Genomic DNA, 17793 nt, shown 5'->3' with positions numbered 1-17793 from the left:
CGATGTTCACCACGCAATCAGTCCGCCTATTGAGAGGAACGATGTGATGTTGATTTCTACCGAGACCATCTTGGGCACCGAGTTGCCTGGATCCGATCGAAGCGTGGGTTCGATTTGTGACCTGCTGTTTGATGACGAGACTTGGGTTGTCAGGCACCTGGTTGTTGACACTGGGCACTGGTTGCCTGGTCGACAGGTTTTGCTGCCGCCGGGTGTGGTCCAAAACGCGGATTGGAATGCCGCGAGTGCCGCCGTCCCTCTAACCAGTCAACAGGTCAGTGATAGTCCATCGGTTGAATCCGACCGCCCGGTTTCGCGACAGATGGAGATCGAGCTGTATCAGCATTTTGATGTGCCGTACTACTGGGGACCCGCCGGAGCAACGTTAGCAGGTAGCGGTTATACGCCGATGCCGTTGGCCGCCGGGTTGCTGCCGATGGACCAGGTCGACGCGGACGACATCAAGCGGAATCACCTTCGCAGTGTGAACGAAGTTTCGGGCTACACCATCCAGGGCACCGATGATCATGTCGGACACGTCGAAGGATTGTTGGTCGACGATGAGAACTGGTCCATTCAAAAGTTGATCGTGGACACTCGGAATTGGTGGCCGGGCAAAAAGGTGTTGATCAGCCGCGAGCTGATCCAAGAAATCTCTTGGGCGGAAGCGACCGTTTCGGTGGGTTTGACGCAGGAGCAGATCAAGGGTTCGCAACTCTATGAGCCGACCTCGTGAGCGGAATCCGATCGCAGTTGGGCTCAGGTTGTCGCAATTTGTTTTGTGCCTGTCGCATTCGCGGATGAAGTGGTGCTTGGTCGCAAGTTTGTGCGTCCTTTCTGAAATGACGCTTCCATTGTTTGGTAGTTTGTGGGGCCCTGCGGGATCTCACCGAAAGCTTTGTGCATCAACGAGCTTCGCATCTAGAATGTGGGATCCCTTTCTCCCCTCCCCCACTCTGATTGATTGGCTACTGATGAATTGGTTGCGCTGGTTTGTTGTTTCCGCGGTTGTTGCTCTGCCTTGTTTGATCGATGTGGGAGCGTCGCGAGTTCACGCGGATGATGTCGCGTCACGTCCAAACATCATCTTGGTCATGGCGGATGACTTAGGCATCGGAGACGTCTCTCCGACCAATCCGGATTGCAAGATCAAGACGCCTCGGTTGCAGCAGATGGCCGATGAAGGGCTGACGTTCCTGGATGCCCACACGCCCAGCTCGGTGTGCACCCCAACCCGCTATGGATTGCTAACCGGTCGCTACAACTGGCGTTCGCGATTGGCCAAAGGCGTGTTGAGCGGAACCAGTGAGCACCTCATCCCCGGCGACCGAGCAACCCTGGGGCACTTGCTTCAAGGTGCCGGCTATCACACGGCGATGATTGGCAAGTGGCACCTTGGTTGGGATTGGCACAAGAACGGTAAAGAGATTGATTTCATGAAGCCGGTTTTGAATGGTCCCGACAACAACGGCTTCGACCAGTACTACGGTCACTGCGGATCGCTGGACATGCCACCGTACGTTTGGGTCGACACCGGCAAGCCAACCAGCGTGCCGACTCGAAAAGAAGGCGTGACGAAGAAACAGAATCCCTACGGTTGGTATCGCAACGGACCGATTGGTGATGACTTCGAGATTGAACAGGTGTTGCCGCACTTGTTCGACAAGTCAATCGCTTACGTGGAAGAACGTGTGAAAGAAGACAAGCCGTTTTTCTTGTACTTGCCACTTCCTGCTCCTCACACGCCGATCGTTCCCGTGCCGCCATTCAAAGACGCCAGTGGGATGAACCCCTACGCGGACTTTGTGATGCAAATGGATCACCACATGGGGCAACTGCTCGATGCGGTTGCGAAAGCGGGCATCGATGAAAACACGTTGGTGATCTTCACCAGTGATAACGGTTGCTCACCGGAAGCCAACTTTGGTGAACTCGCGAAACATGATCATCACCCAAGCGGAAAGTATCGCGGGCACAAAGCGGATCTCTATGAAGGTGGTCACCGCGTGCCGTTCATCGTGCGATGGCCGGGGAAGGTCGTGGCGGGCAAAACCACCAACGCGGTCGCGTGTCTGACCGACGTGTACACGACGCTGCAGTCGATCACCAACCAGCCGCGTGAAGCGACGGGTGGCGAAGACGGATTCGATTTGACCGGCGTGTTTAGTGGTGATGATTCATCGGATCGCGAAGCTTTGGTCAGCCACAGCATTGGCGGTTTTTTCGCGATTCGACGTGGCAAGTGGAAGCTGTGCTTGTCGCACGGCAGCGGTGGCTGGAGTGACCCTCGGGAACCGAAGGCAAAGCTGCAAGGACTTCCGCCGATGCAGTTGTTTGACCTGGAGGCGGATCCCGCCGAGAAGAACAACGTCGCAAAGGAGAATCCAGAAGTTGTGGATTCGTTGCTGGTGTTGCTCAACGAGTACGTCGAAACCGGGCGCAGCACCCAGGGGCCGAAGGTTGCCAATGATCGCGAGGTCACTTTCCTGCCCGAAGGCGTTTCGCTGCCGAGTCCTTGAGTGAGAGATTGAAAGTGACTGAATCGTTTGCCGCCCGCCATGGGTGCTGGCGGCTGCTGGACGCCAAGTGGCGGGGAATGGTCAATTTCTCCGTTCCGTGGGGTGACTCAAGCTTGCCCCGCGACAAAGCGGAGGGACCCAGCTAAAATCGATGCGGTATGAATTTGGGGGACGCGTCTTTGAACCGTCCCCCTTTTTTTTGGCCAAACGACGTTGCGAATTGCCGCGAAAGCATCGATGAATCCAACCGCTGACCCGATCACGGATCCACTGAGGCTCAGGGCGCTAAGAAGTCTGTCGTTGGTGGACAGTCCTGCCGAAGAATCGTTCGATCGGATCACTCGATTGGCGGCTCGTTTGCTGAAATGCCCCGCCTCGGTGGTCACCCTGATCGAGGAAGATCGGCAGTTTTTCAAGAGCTGTGTCGGGTTGCCAGAGCCGCTCGCGACGCTGCGGGGATCGCCGCTGAGCCACTCGTTCTGCAAGTTGACGGTGCGTGCGGGCGAGCGTTTCCTGATCGAAGACGCGCGCGTGGATCCTCGAGTCGATTCGCATCCAGCGATCGAAGAGTATGGAATCATTTCCTACGCCGGCTTTCCCATCCGCACACGATCGGGGGAAGTGCTCGGCACACTTTGCGTGGTCGATATCGTTCCGCGTGAATGGACCGAAGACGAACTCGAAACGCTGCGTGAGCTTTCGGCGTCGGTCGAGTCAGAAATCGAATTGATCGCGGCGGCGGAGCGAGAACGTGATCACGCTCGCATGTTCCAGACGATGATCCAAGCATCGCCGCTGTCGGTCATTGTCATTGATACCGATGGGCGCGTGGAGCTTTGGAACGATGCTTCCGAAGTCATCTTTGGTTGGACCAGCGCCGAAGTGCTCGGTTATCCCCTGCCGATCATCCCCGAGCACAAGCTCAACGAGTGCCAGCGGATTTGCGACGCGGTGGGCGACGGTAGTGTGTTCCGATGCGTGGACACTTATCGTGCCAAGGGTGAGAATGCCAATGGCGAAAAGCGAGCCGTGCATGTCAACGTTTCCGCCGTTTCGCTGCATCGATACGACGGGCATTCGGATCGGATTCTGCTGATCATCGATGATGTCTCTCAGTCGCACGCGGACACGCTCGAACGCGAACGGCTGTTTCGCGAATTGCAGAAAGAGAAGGCATTGCTCAGTGAGATGGACGAACGCAAGAATCGCTTTCTCGCTTTGTTGGCACACGAACTGCGCAATCCGTTGACGCCGATCGGCAACGCGGTCGATCTGCTGCGTTTCGCGGCGAAGGATCCGAGCCAGGTCAACGAGATCAGCACGGTTTTGGAAAGCCAAGTCCGCCAGTTGGTGCGATTGATCGATGACTTGATGGACGTTTCGAGGATCACACGCGGGCGAATTGATTTGCAACGCGAGACGGTGTCGATTCACGACATCGTCGCCAATTCTTGCCGAGCGGTGAAATCGCTGTGCAACGAGATGGGCCATGAACTGATTCGGCGAACGGATCCGGAGCAGCCACTCCACGTGCATGGCGACTACGTGCGATTGACTCAGGTTGTGACCAATTTGCTAAACAACGCGTGCAAGTACACACCACCGAGCGGTCGCATTGAAATCTCATGCGGTCAGGTCGACGGCCAGGTGGAAATCGCGGTCAAGGACAACGGGGTTGGCATCCCACCGGAACACCGCAAGGGCATCTTTGAGATGTTCACTCAGGTGGATGAGACGTTGAAGGACAGTCGCGGCGGGCTGGGGATTGGACTGACTTTGGTCAAGCAGTTGGTTGAGCTGCACGGCGGAAAGGTTTTGTTGGTTGACAACGACGAAGCATCGAACGGGAGTGAGTTTCGAATTCAATTGCCGTGTTTGGATGCCAAACCGAACGAGCCAAAAACGGTTGTCGAAGATGACGAGCCGAAGCAACGTTTTCGGGTGTTGGTGGTCGATGACGTCCCCGCGATCGCGAAAATGTTCACGATGCTGGTCGGTGCGATGGGGCACGAGGTGCATTCGGCCCCGAGTGCACCCGAGGGCATTGAGCTCGCCCGTGAGTTGCGACCTGACATTGTCTTTTCAGACATCTGCATGCCGGACATGGACGGTTACGAGCTCGCACGACAATTTCGCGGCTTGTCGGAATTGGATTCCAGCATGCTGATCGCGATGACCGGCAACGGGCAACCCGAAGACATTCGGATGGCCATGGAAGCGGGCTTTGACAGGCACGTCACGAAACCCGCTTCCATTCAACGCTTGCGAGAGATCTTTCAAGAGCTGGAAACGCGTCGTTTCAAAGTCTGATCGCCACGGCAATCGCTTGGATTGTCACCCGGCCCTCAGACGACCACGTCGCTCAGGCGGTCATCGAGTTTTCGGCGGTCGATTCAGCATCCAGGGTCTCGTCGTCCTGGATGTAGGTTTTGCCTCGGTAAATCAGTGCGACGAAGATGAACAGGCAAGCTGCTACCAACATTAGCCCAGCGAAGAACCAGTAGTAGGTAGCACCTGGGAGTTTCGACGTGCCATCGGGGTTGGAGATGATCGCGTTGACACCAGCGGCGATGAAGTTGCCCAGTGCGACGGACAGCAGGTAGAAGCTCATGATGATGCTCTTGATGCTGTTAGGAGCCTGCGTGTAGCTGAATTCCAAGCACGTGATCGACACCATCACTTCAGCTGCGGTCAGGATCGTGTAGGCCAAGACCTGCCAAGCGATCGAAGGTGTGCCGCCATCTTGAATGTTCTGTTCGATCAGCGCGATGATTGCGAAGGAAGACACGGTCAGGAACATGCCCAGGGAGATCTTCCGCAAGGGTGTCAGCGGGAACACCCGGTCAATCGCCGGGTACAGCACGTAGCTGAACAGCGGCACGAAGATGAGGATCAGGAATGGGTTCGCCGCTTGGATTTGGCTGGACAGCAATTCAAAACCAAAGACATTTCGGTTCATGCTTTCGGCTTGGATCACCCATGAGGTGGCGGTTTGGTCAAACAGGCTCCAGAAAACAGCGACCAACAGATAGATGGGGATCAGGTTCAGGAGCGCGAGTCCGCCGATTCCAGTGAAGGCATCTTTGAAGACGCCTGGTCCGCGGGCGGGGATGTGGATGAACTTTTTCCGCCCCATCCAAAACAGCAGCGTCGCGATTGCCATCAGCACGCCGGGGACACCGAATGCGATCTGCGATCCATATCGGTCGAGCAGCCATGGCGTGAGCAGGGTGGAGAAGAAAGATCCTAGGTTGATGGCAACGTAGAACCATCCAAAGACCTTCGCGAGCAGATGCGAATTCTTGGTTCCGAACTGGTCGCCAACGTGGGCGGAGACACACGGTTTGATCGCACCCGTGCCAAGGGCGATCAGTCCCAACCCGATAGCCAGGCCAAATCGGGTTTCGTTCATCGCGAGAGCCAAGTGACCGAGGCAGTACAGAACAGACAGGTACAAGATGGTTCGGTACTTGCCGAGCAACCAGTCGGCCAAGAAGGCACCAAGAAGCGGCGTGAAGTAGGCCGCCATGATGAAGGTGTGCCCCCAGAACTTGGCGTCCTCGTCGCTCATCGGATCCAGTTCACCACTGGCGTTGAGCAGGTAGGTGGTCATGAAGACCGTGAGGATCGACCGCATCCCGTAGAAGCTGAATCGCTCAGCGGCTTCGTTGCCGATGATGTAGGGGATGCCAGCGGGCATGCCCGTGGTGGCTTCGGGCTGTTCTCGATATTTGGGGGTGTTCGGTTGATCGGGAGTGGTTGTATCGGGTGTCGACATCAAGCAGGTTCCGTTGGATTGGCACGGATGGGCGAACAGGCCCTGTGGACGTCAGCGAGGAAGGGGTGATGGAGCAGCTGACAGAGGCCAAATTAAGCCGCTCGACGCAGCCAAACCAGTCCCCGCGGCGATTAAATGGGCCGGGAAATCAACGTTTCAGACGAAGCGAGGTTTTGGGGCTCGATTGCACGCCAAGCGTCGCGACACGGTGGTCGGTAGCGCCCTCTGGTCCTCGACTCCCTCGATTGAGCCAGGGCATGAAAAAAGCCACGTTCTCCAACTTGGAGCTCAACGTGGCTTGTCTAATTTGTTTCACGAATGGTCGACGAACCAGAATGGTCGCCGGATTCGATCGGCTTAGCGTCGTTTCTTCTTGGCAACTTTCTTCTTGGTTGCCTTCTTTTTGGCGACCTTCTTCTTGGCTGCCTTTTTGACGGCTTTCTTCTTCACAGCCTTCTTCTTGGTTGCCTTGCGAGCGGTTTTCTTGACGCCCTTCTTTACAGCCTTCTTCTTGACGGCTTTCTTCTTGACTGCTTTGCGAGCGGTCTTCTTGGCTGCCTTCACGCTCTTTTTAGCTGCGCGTTTGACGGTCTTCTTGGTTGCTTTTTTCTTGGCCACGTTCTTCCTCCGCGAGAAAGGAACTGTTGCTGAGTCATTGTGACTTGCGAGCTGTGACATCGATTCAGTCAGCGCGATTGCGTCGACGTCTTCGTTGTCAAAGTTGATTGCAAGTCACCGGCCACGGCTCAACAACAATCAATGGTGATCGATTCCATCCGCTTCGATGATCCTCATCGACCTTGCAAACAAAAACGATCGTTAGTACGTGCGCGTAACTGTACGCGCTTCGCTGGATTCCGCAACATGTTTTCGTGAAAAAACCGCTTGCGTCGCCAACAAAATTTGCTACGGCAAACGCATTTTTTGCATGTTGTTTCACTTCGTTGATGATGATGCGCATGCGTTGTTGCCATCAATGATCAAGTCAACGTTGCAACGTTGGTTGCAAACAAGTGCGGTAACACTTGGCTTTTTCAATGTTTTTGCAGCAACACGCGTGCAACGTGTTGTTATCGCAACGCAAACAAACGTTCGGCGCGACTTGTTTGTACGGCGTTGGAACATGCAACGATCGCGCGTTTCAACGGCACAAAAAAAGTTTGAAAAAAACAACGCGTTGATTGCTCAAAACGGTCGATCAATGTCGTGTTGAAGACAAAAGTTGCACACGAAGCGACGCGCTGGAACGTTCAACACGCATGCGTCTGCGCGGCGCAACACGTGTTGCGAAGTGTGTTCGATGACACCTTCGCATGGTCACTCGATGCATCGATCGCTGCTCACTGCTTCGTTGATTGCATGTCACCAACCATGTCACCGACATCGAGATGATGGTGGTGAAGTGAAGCACGATGCAAACGCGCTTCGCGCGAGCCACACAAGCAAGCGTGCTCGTAACGCTGCTAGTAACGCATCGGGCCTTGGAGCATTTGGTAGTTGCCCACCGCCAGCGACAAGAAAAGGATGCCCAGGAACATGTTTCCCGATGAAAAACCGTACGCGGTGCAAGCACCACCGACGATCATGCTGATCCACAGCCACGTGTCGGTTTGACCGCCGCCCATCATCACCAACGAACGCATGATTCGGCCTCCATCGAGTGGGAAGACGGGGATCAAATTCAACACCGCCCAAATCACGCTTGGCCACACGTAAAACGTGACCAATGCGAACAATCCGACGCTCTCGAAGTCGTTCCCCTCCAGGATGCCGGGGATGGAATCCAACGGATACGGCATCAAAGCAAACGCAATGACGCGGTACCCCATCGCTTTGACAACTGCGATCATCACAGCGGCCGATGCCAACTGAGCGAGCGGGCCTGCAAATGCGATCCAAAGTTCCGCAGCGGGGCTGAGTCGTGGTGGTGCAAATGACGAAGCGAAACCACCGTAATTGTTGGTGGTTCGAGGCACCGCGAGACCGCCGAAGTGGTACAAAACCACCGAAGATTCGACGCCAAATTGCCGAAACGCGAATGCATGTCCAAGTTCGTGAATCAGGATCGAAAAGAGCATGCAGAGTGCCCACAGCAGCAACAACGGGAGGCGTCCCGGGCTGCCTTCCATCCTGTCGAAGAATTGCACCAGGCTCCAACCAAACACCGCCGCACCCAGCCAGAACGTCCAAGCGATTCGGATTGGAAATCCAAACAGCTCGAAGTTCACGTCGTATGGACTTTCGTCGGGTTGTTGAAGCAGCATCGGACTGGTGCACAGGTGAGATGGGTGGAAGTGTGTTGAGCTCGATGAAACAACGCACGCGGAAGAGGTGTTCCCGTCCGCGTGCGATGATTTCATTTGGTGAATCGGTTCAAGCAGTGTTCATCTTCGGATGAGGCCGCTGAACAACCAAGATCACTTCAAGTTTTCGAGCAAGAAGGACCAAAGGTCAGCGTACTCGTCAATCTTTTTGCTGGTCGGAGTGCCCGCACCGTGACCGGCACGTGTTTCAATCCGAATCAACGTTGGGTTGTCGCACGATTGAGCCGCTTGCAGCGCCGCGGCGAACTTGAAGCTGTGACCCGGAACGACTCGGTCGTCTCGATCCGCCGTGGTCACCATCGTGGCTGGGTAGCATGTCCCAGGTTTCAAATTGTGCAACGGGCTGTACGACAACAGGTTGTCAATTTGTGTTTCATCGTCGCTGCTTCCAAACTCACTGACCCAGGCCCAGCCGATCGTGAATTTGTGGTAACGCAGCATGTCCATCACACCGACCGCGGGCAAGCACGCGCCGAACAGGTCGGGGCGCTGTGTCATCACGGCACCAATCAGCAAACCACCGTTGCTGCCGCCACGCACGCCCAATCGTTCGCGACTGGTCAGCCCCATGTCGATCAAGTGTTCGGCGGCTGCGATGAAGTCATCAAAGACGTTTTGTTTCTTCAGTTGCATGCCGGCTTCGTGCCATTCGCGACCGTACTCACCACCACCACGCAGGTTGGCAACGGCGTACACGCCACCGGCGTCCAACCAACCGGCAATGCCGGGCGAGTACGAAGGCGTCAACGAGATGTTGAATCCACCGTAAGCGTACAGCAACGTGCGGTTGCTGCCGTCCAGCGGTGCATCTTTGTGACGTGTGATCAGGATCGGCACCTTGGTGCCGTCCTTGCTGGTGCAGAAGACTTGTTCGGTGGTGTATTGGCTGACGTCAAAGGCGACTTCCGGCATGATTGCCAGTTCGGATTCACCCGTGGCCACGTCAACGCGGTGGATGCTCGGTGGCGTGACGTAATTGGTGAACGAAAAGAACGTCTCCTTTGCGTCTTGTCGGCCTCCCAGGCCGCCCACGGAGCCCTTGCCGGGCAATTCCAGCGGTCCGATCGGAGAACCATCGAGCGAGAACCGTTCGACTTGGTTCAGAGCATCGGCCAAGTAGTTGGCGAAGAAGACTTCGCTGAGCAACGAGACGTGCTCCAAAACGTGTTCGCTTTGCGGGATGACCTCTTCCCAGCCCGCTCGATCGGCAGGTTCATCGACGTTCTCATCGGTTCGCTTGGCGTGCTCGGCCACATCCAAGCTGATCACGCGGCGACGTGGGGCCTCGTGGTCGGTCAGGAAGTACAGCGTCGATCCTTCCGATCCGACAAAGCTGTAGTCAGCGTCGAAGCCCATGATCAATCCGCGAACGGGAGCGTCTTCGATCGTTAGGTCTTGAATGAACACCTGCGTTTTCGGTTCGGTGCCCTTCCAGTTGGAAATCACCAGGTACCGCCCGTCATCAGTCACCGATGCACCAAAGCCCCACTTGGGATGGTCGGGACGTTTCATGACCAGTTTGTCTTCGGACTGGGGAGTGCCCAGTTGATGCAGGTACATCATTTGGTTGTCGTTGGTCCCGGTCAGCTCTTCGCCTTCGGCTGGTTCGGCATAACGCGAGTAGTAGAACCCGTCGCCATCGGGCGTCCACGCGATGCCGCTGAACTTGGACCACTGAATCAAATCATCGGTGTCCTTGCCGGTGGCCACTTCGCGAACACGCCAAGTTCGCCAATCGCTGCCACCATCGGCGATGGCATAGGCGAGGTACTTGCCGTCTTCGCTGGGCACCCAAGACGCGAGCGACATCGTGCCGTCTTCGCTCAGCTTGTTCGGATCCAGCAGCACTTCGCGGTTGGCTTCCCACTGCGAGGGAGGCACATCGACCGGGGTGCGGTACAGAACGCTTTGGTTCTGCAGCCCATCGTTGAAGGTGTAGAAGTACGTGTCGCCTCGTTTGGCGGGTAAGCCGGTTCGCGAATAGTCCCACAACGCTTCCAACCGGGCTCGCATCTTTTCGCGTTGCGGCAAAGACTGCAAGTAACTCTGCGTGACCTCGTTTTGTGCTTCGACCCAAGCCGCTGTTTCATCACTCTCGACGTCTTCCAACCAGCGATACGGATCGCTGACTTTGCGACCGTGGTAATCGTCGACGACCTTGTCACGACGGCTGGCGGGATACTCTAATTTCATGCGTGAACTCGAGGCGGTGGGTTCATCCGCCGTGGTGGCGGGTTGGGAAAGGTAGCTGATGCAAAGGCCGGCAAGGAACGTCGCCAGGGTCTTTCGAAGGCGGACGTTGTGTCGGAAAATGGTCATGTTGTCATTCTCGTCGTGCTTCATGGAATGCGGCGGTAGCAAAACAATTGCCGAAACGACTCAAGGCGTTTCGGCGGGCGGGGATGTTTCGTTGGATGGAACCAGCGGACTTGGTTCTGACGCGTCCTCGGTGGCTTCGTCTGCAGGCAACTCCACCAGTTGTCGACGTCGATCGATCTCGTCTTCGTCCAAACCGAATTGGCGAAGTTGTTCGAGCAAGAACTCTTCGGCCATTGCGATCGCGGACGGAGTGCGACTGATCCGAACCTTGATGCCACTGGAGTCGCCCGGTGCGGCTTGAACCGCCGACAGCAACGCTTCGAGTGCCAGTGCCTCACGTTGTTCCGGTTGATTCGCGTTGGTAACGACGAGGTAGCTTTCTCCGTCGATCAAAACATCGACAATCTCAGGCGTCACGACCGGCAACGGAGTTTCGGTTTCTGAATTTGTCTCGGTTTCCTCGGAGGTGTCTTCTTCCGAAGCGACAATCGCATCAAGAATCGCGGACGAGCCATCGGGGTTGGTGGAAACGGAGGGGGATTCACCGCTTCGAAACCCCAGACCAAAGTCAAGAAACTGACTGGCGATCAACAAAGCGATTCCACCGCCAACAGCCAACGGGATTCGTTTACGCATCGTCTGGGTTTCCCTGAAGCGGGGTAAGGTTTTCGGGTTCGGTGGACGTTTCCGCGTTGTCCACATCGTTCGCTTGTTCGGGTGCCTGAGCCGCACCGAGAATCGTGTACTCGAAACGGCTGGTCGGCGTGTCCGCTCGCAATCGTTCCAGTGTAGCGGGCATGGCATCAATCAAAGGCTGGTAGACCCCGGCAACGCTTCGCGGCGCGTAGGAAACGAGCACCACGATCAGCCCCTTGGGTTGCGGCGATTGTTTGTAGGCCGCGAACAATCGGTCGGCGATTTCCTGCGTGCGTTGAGCTTGTCGGCGACTTTCGAGCCGAAACGTTTCGGTGTATCCGGAAGCGTCAAAAACCACGTCGCCCGTTTCGCGAGCGTGGACGGTCCACACTTCGGCACGTTTGAGCAATTCATCGTGTCCGACCAAAAAACGAATGAGCGTGTTGGGATCGGCGGAAGCGAGTTGCCGTGAACGTTCGATCGCTCGAGCGATGACGTCTCCTGAGTCAGCACTGGATCGCAGGTTGGTTTGTTCAGAGAATTCGGCATCCAGGTTCAGCCAACCACGAAGCATTTCCAAGGCACGGCTGACATCTTGCGTGTTGGCTTGCTGCGTTGCCATTGCCATGTTGCGATCCGCGACCGCTTGATCACGCTCGGCCCGCCACATCGTTTGCTCATCCAGCAAGGCTTGGCGTTCTTGTTCGATCTCTTGCGTTTGTTCCTGCGACGTTTCTCGCATTTCCAAAAATTGAGCGAACACGATGATCAGCAGCAGATCCATCAACGGTGTCAATTGAAACCGAGTTCGTCGACGAAGGACGCCGGATGGGTTGGTCGAGGTTTCGTTGGGAAGAGACACCGGTTCGCTCACGTTGTCGCTTCCGTTGCGGGAGTGGACGACATCGCGTTGGGATCGACTCGATCGGCTGGTCCCAGTTCCCGTTTGGCTTTCGATGCTGTTTCGCGAACGTGCAATCGGTTTTCTGAAAGCTTGGCAAACCCCGGTTCAAAAAAAGCTGTTGATCAACATCAATGTGATCGCTGCAGCCAGCCCCGCAAACGTCGACCAGATAGCATCGCCAAATCGTGTCACGATCACGCCAACGGAGGCTTGGTCATCCGAAGCGAGCGCGGCACCGATCGCGAGGATCGTTCCCAGGACACCGGCCAGCGGGTAAGCCTCGATCATCGTGCGGGCAACGTTCCATGCCGTTTCGAAACGAAGCGAGTGCAAGTAGTCGCGACGTTCATCGAGGATTCGCATTCGTTGACTGAGCGCAACACGATGGGGCGAGCCCGAAGGTTCGACCAAGACATCGTGGATGTCCGCCAAGCAGGCTTCGATTTGGTCCGACGGATGAGCGTCGTAATCCATCCGACTGCGGTTGGGCAACGAGTCCGTGAAACGCTGGAGCGTTTGCACGATCTTTTTGCGATCCCCCCTCGCCCACATCGCCAGCACAAAAAAAACAGCAGGTGCGCCAGCGCGGCGACCACGATGGCAACGGTCGAGTAAGACGAAATCAGCTCTAGCATGGCCAGTTGTTGTAGCGATGAACGTGGGGGATCTTCGTAGCTGGACTCGCCAGAGTTCAGGAATCGCTGGTGGAAGACGACTTCAACCAGCGTACCTGATACGGAGCCATCGCGATGGGGGCATTTTGATCCAGCGATTCATCCGACAAAACATCGAGGTCAAATTGGCCGGGCAAATCAGCGGGATCGATCGAACGAGTTTCGCCGGACAGATTGGCCAGCACGCACAACGCGGGCTGGTCATCATGTTGTCGCACGAACCCAAGAAGCCCATCGGTTGGCAATTCCAGAACGGTCTGCGAAGCGTTGGGATGAAACTGAGTCTGCTGCTTTCGCACTCGTAACAAATGGCGATAGCCATCGGCGACGAGTTGTTGCAACGATCCGGTTTCGGACAACGCCGCTTCCAGTTCGGCTCGCTCGTATTTGTGACGATTGATGCGGCGCGGAATGCCAGACGCTTCGACGCCGGAGATGTCGTTGGGCGATCCCACCAGCGAGTGGAAGTAAACCGCGGGAACACCAGCCATCGACAACATGATCGCTTGCGTGGCCAAGAACCGTTGGGCGTGCTCGGCCGCGGGGACTTTGGTTCGATCGGCGATGGCGTCCAGGTAAGTGATGTTCAATTCGTACGGGCTTTGCGAACCATCGGGTTTGGTTCGCATTCCGATTCGACCACCGTGAGCTTTTGCGACATCGACGAGTGCATCGACTCGTTCCTGTGGCAGAATGCCCTCGGCGGGTCGCACTCCGATGCCATCATGCGATGCGGTGAAATTGAAGTACGTGACTTGATCGGTGGGCAGGTCGAGCGATCGCATCCAGCCTTGAAGCACGCCGGTGTCACCGCTGTGAATCGCATCGAGCAACAACGGCGGTAGGCTGAACTGGTAAACCATGTGGGCTTCATCGGTGCCATCACCAAAGTACGAGATGTTCTCGGCGTGAGGCACGTTGGTTTCCGTCAGCACGATCGTTCCCGGTGCAGCAACATCCAGCACATGTCGCATCAGCCGGACCGCAGCGTGTGTTTGCGGCAGGTGCAAGCACGACGTGCCGATCTCTTTCCACAAGAACGCGATCGCGTCGAGCCGAATGATGCGTGCACCTCGGCGAGCGTACTCGACCAACGTCTCTAGCATCGCCAACATCACACGCGGGTTGGCGTAATTCAGGTCGACTTGGTCGGCGCTGAACGTGGTCCACACATGACGCTTGCCCGATGCCGAGTCGAATTCCGTCAGCAGTGGCAAGCTTCGCGGTCGAACGACTTCCGAAAGATCTTCGGACGGATCGGCGGTGGTGTAGAAGTCTTGGTACTCGGGTTCGTCGTTCAAGAAACCTTGGAACCAACGATGTTGTTGCGACGAATGATTGAGCACGAGGTCGTACATCAATTCAAAGCGTTCGCCCAAACGCTTGATGTCGTCCCAGTCGCCTGATTCGGGATCCACGGCCAAGTAATCGGCGACGGAGAATCCATCATCGCTGGTGGATGGGCAAAAGGGCAGCAAGTGAACGCAGCGGATCAGTTCGTCGAGATTGTGATCCAGCAAGAATTGCCGCTGTGCGTCGAGCGGCGATTTTCCCGATTCGCGAATTTGATCGGCGTAGGTGATCATCACGACATCGCGATGATCCCATAATTCGTCGGGAGTTGAGGGGGGATTGGATCGGTCAAAGCATCGTTTCAAGCCGTCGGCGAGCACGTCCGGAACGTGCCCATACACATCGGTGATCCGTGACCGAGTGACGTCGTCGATGGTTGAGTTCACAAGTTGTCCTGTCCGGTGAAGTTGGTCACGAGAGCTCGGAGTTTGCGCCGCAGCACCCCGTAGGAAAAGAAAGCACGGCCGATTTCGTAATTGAAATCAACCATCTCATCTCGGAACGTTTTGTCGCGGATGATCCGCTCCACCTTCGACACAACGTCCTTGGTCAGATAGCCATCCATTGAGATGACCTTCGCCCCTTTGGGCTCGATGTCGGCGACGTAAATCGAGTAACGATTCACCAACAACGGTTTGCGATAATAGAACGCTTCCAGTAAAGCGTTCCCGAACCCTTCGTAGATACTTGGGTACGTGATGAAGTCGGCTTGCGAGTAAGCATCGGCCAACGTGTAAATGCGATTGCCATCGGCGTCGAACGCTCGTTTGTCACCGACTTGATGATCACACAATCGCAAGTCGACGCCACTGCTTTCGGCCAAGTCCATCAGGACTTGGAGGTATTCGTTGCCTTCGTCACCGCTCGCGTGCGAGATCACCAATTTGCACTTGTCGTTTTTCAAAGCGGCAACCAACGCGATCGCGTGCTCGATGCCTTTGCGAGGCACGACGCGAGTTGGTTGCAAGAACAGAATGTCGTCTTCTTCCAAACCGATGTCTTTGCGGAAGTGAGACGAATACTCGTCGGCTTGCGGTGGTTCGTTTTCGAAGTCCAACACGTTGGGCACCAAGATCGACGACACACCGCGGCGGTGCGACAAGTCTTCTTGTGCGAACGAGTTGATCGTCACGTTTTGAATTTGTGGCAACGCGGGCGGAAACGCCATCCACAGCATGTCGGTCACGGCCGAAACACTGAAGCGATCTCGTTCCCAATAAAAATCGTGATGATGCGCGATCGTCGGAAAGCCGGTTTCGGCGATGAAGTTCGTCAGCGCAACGCCGAGCGGCAAATTCATCGGAATGCACAATGCATTCTGAACGATCAACAGATCCAAATCGAATCGCCGAGTGAACTCGTACAGCGTTTTCTTCAGATAGTCCGCCAGCGTGTAGATCCGCTGGGTCACATCGGGTGTTCGAGTCCGCGTGCCAAAGGCGCGGCGGTTGATCCATTCGATGTCTGGATGGCCAAAGTAAGCGTGGGGAACGACCATTGACGTTGCTTTGTCACGGTCGCTCTGCCCCGAGTACCAATGGCTCACGTGGCCGTTGTCCCAGAGAACCTGAGCCCATTTCGCGCTCTCGAGCGACACCCCATCGGTGCCGGCGAAACGTGTTCCCACAAAGCCGATTTGGACGCCCATCGTTGATGCCACTCATGCGTGTGTCGTCTAGCTATTGAACGTCAAGTAAACGTTCGCTCACAGACACTCTACTATCTGTTCCCAGTGTGTCAGCACCATGTCAGGTAAACAATTTTGACAACGGGCGTCATTGGTGCGCAATCGTAGGCTGCGACCATCCCCGGCGAACAGCGCCGTCCGCAGCCCAAACTCCTTTGCCGCCCAGACATCGTTGAGCATATCGTTGCCAACGTAGAGCACCTGATCGGGCGAAATTCCGAGTGAACCAAGATGACGCATCGCGCGATCAAACAACAACGGGCCCGGCTTGGCCGCTCGGTAGCGATAGGAAAAATGACACGCGTTGAGATCGAACACGGATGACAGATCGCCCGCAATCGTTCTTTCGGCCGAATCACTTGACGGGTCACGTTTCGCGTCCTGGGGACGGTTCGCCATCAATGCCCGAACGATCAGTGGAGTGTAAAACTGAGCGTTGCTGACGATCCCCAAACGACGCCCCTTTTCCTTCATCGCCATCAAGGCATCGTGAGCACCCGGCATCGGCCAAACCGGATTGGAACGCCCTTCGACGCCACAAATCCAATTCACCAAAATTTTTGAATTCGTCGCCAAATCCCAGCGTCCGTTGGCATCCAGCACCTGCCGCCAGATTTCCAGAATGTCGACTTCGGGCTTCGGGTTCGTCTCGAAACGAGCCGCTTCATTCGTTGCAACGATCAGATCTCGCAACTGGTTGGAAGTCGGAATGTTGCTCAGGTCATCGACTCCGGCGGCGATGGCGGCATCGCGAATCCATTGGTTGGCCGCGTCGTGCTTGGCGTCATCAGCGGTTCCAACGTCGCCGCTGCCGCTGATCACCAACGTTCCGTAGACGTCGAGCAAGATGACCTGAATCTCGCTTAGGTCCAGCGGTTTGGGCTGTGTCAGCGGGATGTGCGCCGGTTCGACCGAGATCGGGGTTGGCTGAAGCGGCGTGGAAGAAAAGAGAAGGTCCGTCAGTCCGGTGTCACGGTCGTTGGATGAGTTCACGGCGAAGGCGATTGTTTGGGTTCGAAGTGAGGCGAGTCAATCGTATCGCCCCCACCGCCGGAACGCTGCCCCGATGAATCGGAACCGTTCTGACCAAAACCTCGCTGACCAAATCCATCTTGCGTCGACGGACCATCGGATGAGCCGGATCCGCCACCGCCAAAGGTCCGCATTTGAAAACTTCCCGCGAAACGATGACGCAACCATCCGCCAATCAACGCGCGACCGGGAGGAGTCAAAAGCGTGAAGCCAAGTGCATCGGTCAGCAAACCCGGCGTTAGCAACAACGCGGCCGCGAACGCGATCATCAATCCATCCTGAATTTCACGGCTGGGCATCTTGCCTTGCGACATCGCTGATTGGAACCGAAACCAAGTCGCCAAGCCTTCGCGGCGAGCCAAGAACGATCCGATGATCCCTGTGATGACGACGATCAACAACGTGGTCAGCCAGCTGGTCGCATCTGCCAAACGCAGAAGCAAAACCAGCTCGATGAAAGGGACGACGATCAGGAGTGCGAGAAGTCGAAAGAACATCAATTGGGGCTCAGACGAAGGAATGAATCCACTGCCAACTTGGCAAGAGAATCGGTTAAGATTCTGTACG

The 17793-nt window shown here is 56.1% G+C and carries 14 protein-coding genes; 3 read left to right on the top strand and 11 right to left on the bottom strand.

Annotated features, from left to right (window positions below; translation table 11 throughout):
- The first annotated feature begins 46 nt into the window (after positions 1–46).
- The 3 genes from RE6C_RS07505 (at position 47) to RE6C_RS07495 (ending at position 4829) form a co-directional block, all read left to right on the top strand.
- On the top strand, positions 47–736 hold the full coding sequence (locus tag RE6C_RS07505; RefSeq protein ID WP_008655289.1) for a PRC-barrel domain-containing protein: 690 nt from the start codon (positions 47–49) through the stop codon (positions 734–736).
- A gap of 238 nt (positions 737–974) precedes the next feature.
- Positions 975–2519, top strand: coding sequence for a sulfatase family protein (locus RE6C_RS07500; protein WP_039961493.1), 1545 nt, complete (start codon positions 975–977; stop codon positions 2517–2519).
- A 237-nt stretch (positions 2520–2756) separates the two neighbouring features.
- Positions 2757–4829, top strand: a complete 2073-nt coding sequence (locus tag RE6C_RS07495; protein WP_039961506.1) for a hybrid sensor histidine kinase/response regulator — start codon at positions 2757–2759, stop codon at positions 4827–4829.
- A gap of 52 nt (positions 4830–4881) precedes the next feature.
- Here RE6C_RS07495 and RE6C_RS07490 read toward each other — a convergent pair whose 3' ends face one another.
- The 11 genes from RE6C_RS07490 to RE6C_RS07425 form a co-directional block, all read right to left on the bottom strand.
- Positions 4882–6297: a POT family MFS transporter gene (locus RE6C_RS07490; protein WP_008655284.1), complete on the bottom strand. Its 1416-nt coding sequence runs from the start codon at positions 6295–6297 to the stop codon at positions 4882–4884.
- 357 nt (positions 6298–6654) lie between these two features.
- The gene (locus RE6C_RS07485) at positions 6655–6915 is read right to left on the bottom strand and encodes a hypothetical protein (RefSeq protein ID WP_008655283.1); all 261 of its coding nucleotides are present in this window, start codon (positions 6913–6915) and stop codon (positions 6655–6657) included.
- A gap of 845 nt (positions 6916–7760) precedes the next feature.
- Positions 7761–8561, bottom strand: a complete 801-nt coding sequence (locus RE6C_RS07465; protein WP_008666269.1) for a site-2 protease family protein — start codon at positions 8559–8561, stop codon at positions 7761–7763.
- 153 nt (positions 8562–8714) lie between these two features.
- A complete protein-coding gene (locus tag RE6C_RS07460; protein WP_173401774.1) occupies positions 8715–10940 on the bottom strand; it encodes a prolyl oligopeptidase family serine peptidase in 2226 nt (741 codons plus the stop codon).
- A gap of 60 nt (positions 10941–11000) precedes the next feature.
- Positions 11001–11576, bottom strand: a complete 576-nt coding sequence (locus RE6C_RS07455) for a hypothetical protein (protein ID WP_008655274.1) — start codon at positions 11574–11576, stop codon at positions 11001–11003.
- Entirely contained in the window at positions 11569–12450 is an 882-nt protein-coding gene (locus RE6C_RS07450) for a hypothetical protein (protein ID WP_008655273.1), read from the bottom strand. The genes RE6C_RS07455 and RE6C_RS07450 overlap by 8 nt, the downstream gene beginning before the upstream one ends.
- A gap of 135 nt (positions 12451–12585) precedes the next feature.
- Complete coding sequence (locus tag RE6C_RS32775) at positions 12586–13002, bottom strand: MotA/TolQ/ExbB proton channel family protein (protein WP_236618013.1); 417 nt, start codon at positions 13000–13002, stop codon at positions 12586–12588.
- 169 nt (positions 13003–13171) lie between these two features.
- Positions 13172–14893: an alpha-amylase family glycosyl hydrolase gene (locus RE6C_RS07440; protein ID WP_008655262.1), complete on the bottom strand. Its 1722-nt coding sequence runs from the start codon at positions 14891–14893 to the stop codon at positions 13172–13174.
- Positions 14890–16155 carry a glycosyltransferase family 4 protein gene (locus RE6C_RS07435; protein WP_039961487.1) on the bottom strand — a complete coding sequence of 422 codons (1266 nt, stop codon included), beginning with the start codon at positions 16153–16155 and terminating at the stop codon, positions 14890–14892. Before RE6C_RS07435 ends, RE6C_RS07440 begins: the two co-directional genes overlap by 4 nt.
- A gap of 57 nt (positions 16156–16212) precedes the next feature.
- Complete coding sequence (locus tag RE6C_RS07430) at positions 16213–17187, bottom strand: HAD family hydrolase (RefSeq protein ID WP_008655260.1); 975 nt, start codon at positions 17185–17187, stop codon at positions 16213–16215.
- Positions 17184–17723 carry an FxsA family protein gene (locus tag RE6C_RS07425; protein WP_008655259.1) on the bottom strand — a complete coding sequence of 180 codons (540 nt, stop codon included), beginning with the start codon at positions 17721–17723 and terminating at the stop codon, positions 17184–17186. The genes RE6C_RS07430 and RE6C_RS07425 overlap by 4 nt, the downstream gene beginning before the upstream one ends.
- Positions 17724–17793: the final 70 nt, after the last annotated feature.

It is taken from the genome of Rhodopirellula europaea 6C, from assembly GCF_000338295.1.
Classification (GTDB): Bacteria; Planctomycetota; Planctomycetia; order Pirellulales; family Pirellulaceae; genus Rhodopirellula; species Rhodopirellula europaea.
The sequence above is the reverse complement of the archived record's forward strand: the minus strand, read 5'-3'. Positions and strand labels throughout refer to the sequence as shown.

What these genes read in the sequence shown, in the direction of transcription:
- RE6C_RS07455 (WP_008655274.1), bottom strand. Translation starts at nt 11,576, where the DNA reads ATGCGTAAACGAATCCCGTTGGCTGTTGGCGGTGGAATCGCTTTGTTG.
- RE6C_RS07505 (WP_008655289.1), top strand. Translation starts at nt 47, where the DNA reads ATGTTGATTTCTACCGAGACCATCTTGGGCACCGAGTTGCCTGGATCC.
- RE6C_RS07460 (WP_173401774.1), bottom strand. Translation starts at nt 10,940, where the DNA reads ATGACCATTTTCCGACACAACGTCCGCCTTCGAAAGACCCTGGCGACG.
- RE6C_RS07435 (WP_039961487.1), bottom strand. Translation starts at nt 16,155, where the DNA reads ATGGGCGTCCAAATCGGCTTTGTGGGAACACGTTTCGCCGGCACCGAT.
- RE6C_RS07425 (WP_008655259.1), bottom strand. Translation starts at nt 17,723, where the DNA reads ATGTTCTTTCGACTTCTCGCACTCCTGATCGTCGTCCCTTTCATCGAG.
- RE6C_RS07495 (WP_039961506.1), top strand. Translation starts at nt 2,757, where the DNA reads ATGAATCCAACCGCTGACCCGATCACGGATCCACTGAGGCTCAGGGCG.
- RE6C_RS07500 (WP_039961493.1), top strand. Translation starts at nt 975, where the DNA reads ATGAATTGGTTGCGCTGGTTTGTTGTTTCCGCGGTTGTTGCTCTGCCT.
- RE6C_RS07465 (WP_008666269.1), bottom strand. Translation starts at nt 8,561, where the DNA reads ATGCTGCTTCAACAACCCGACGAAAGTCCATACGACGTGAACTTCGAG.
- RE6C_RS07490 (WP_008655284.1), bottom strand. Translation starts at nt 6,297, where the DNA reads ATGTCGACACCCGATACAACCACTCCCGATCAACCGAACACCCCCAAA.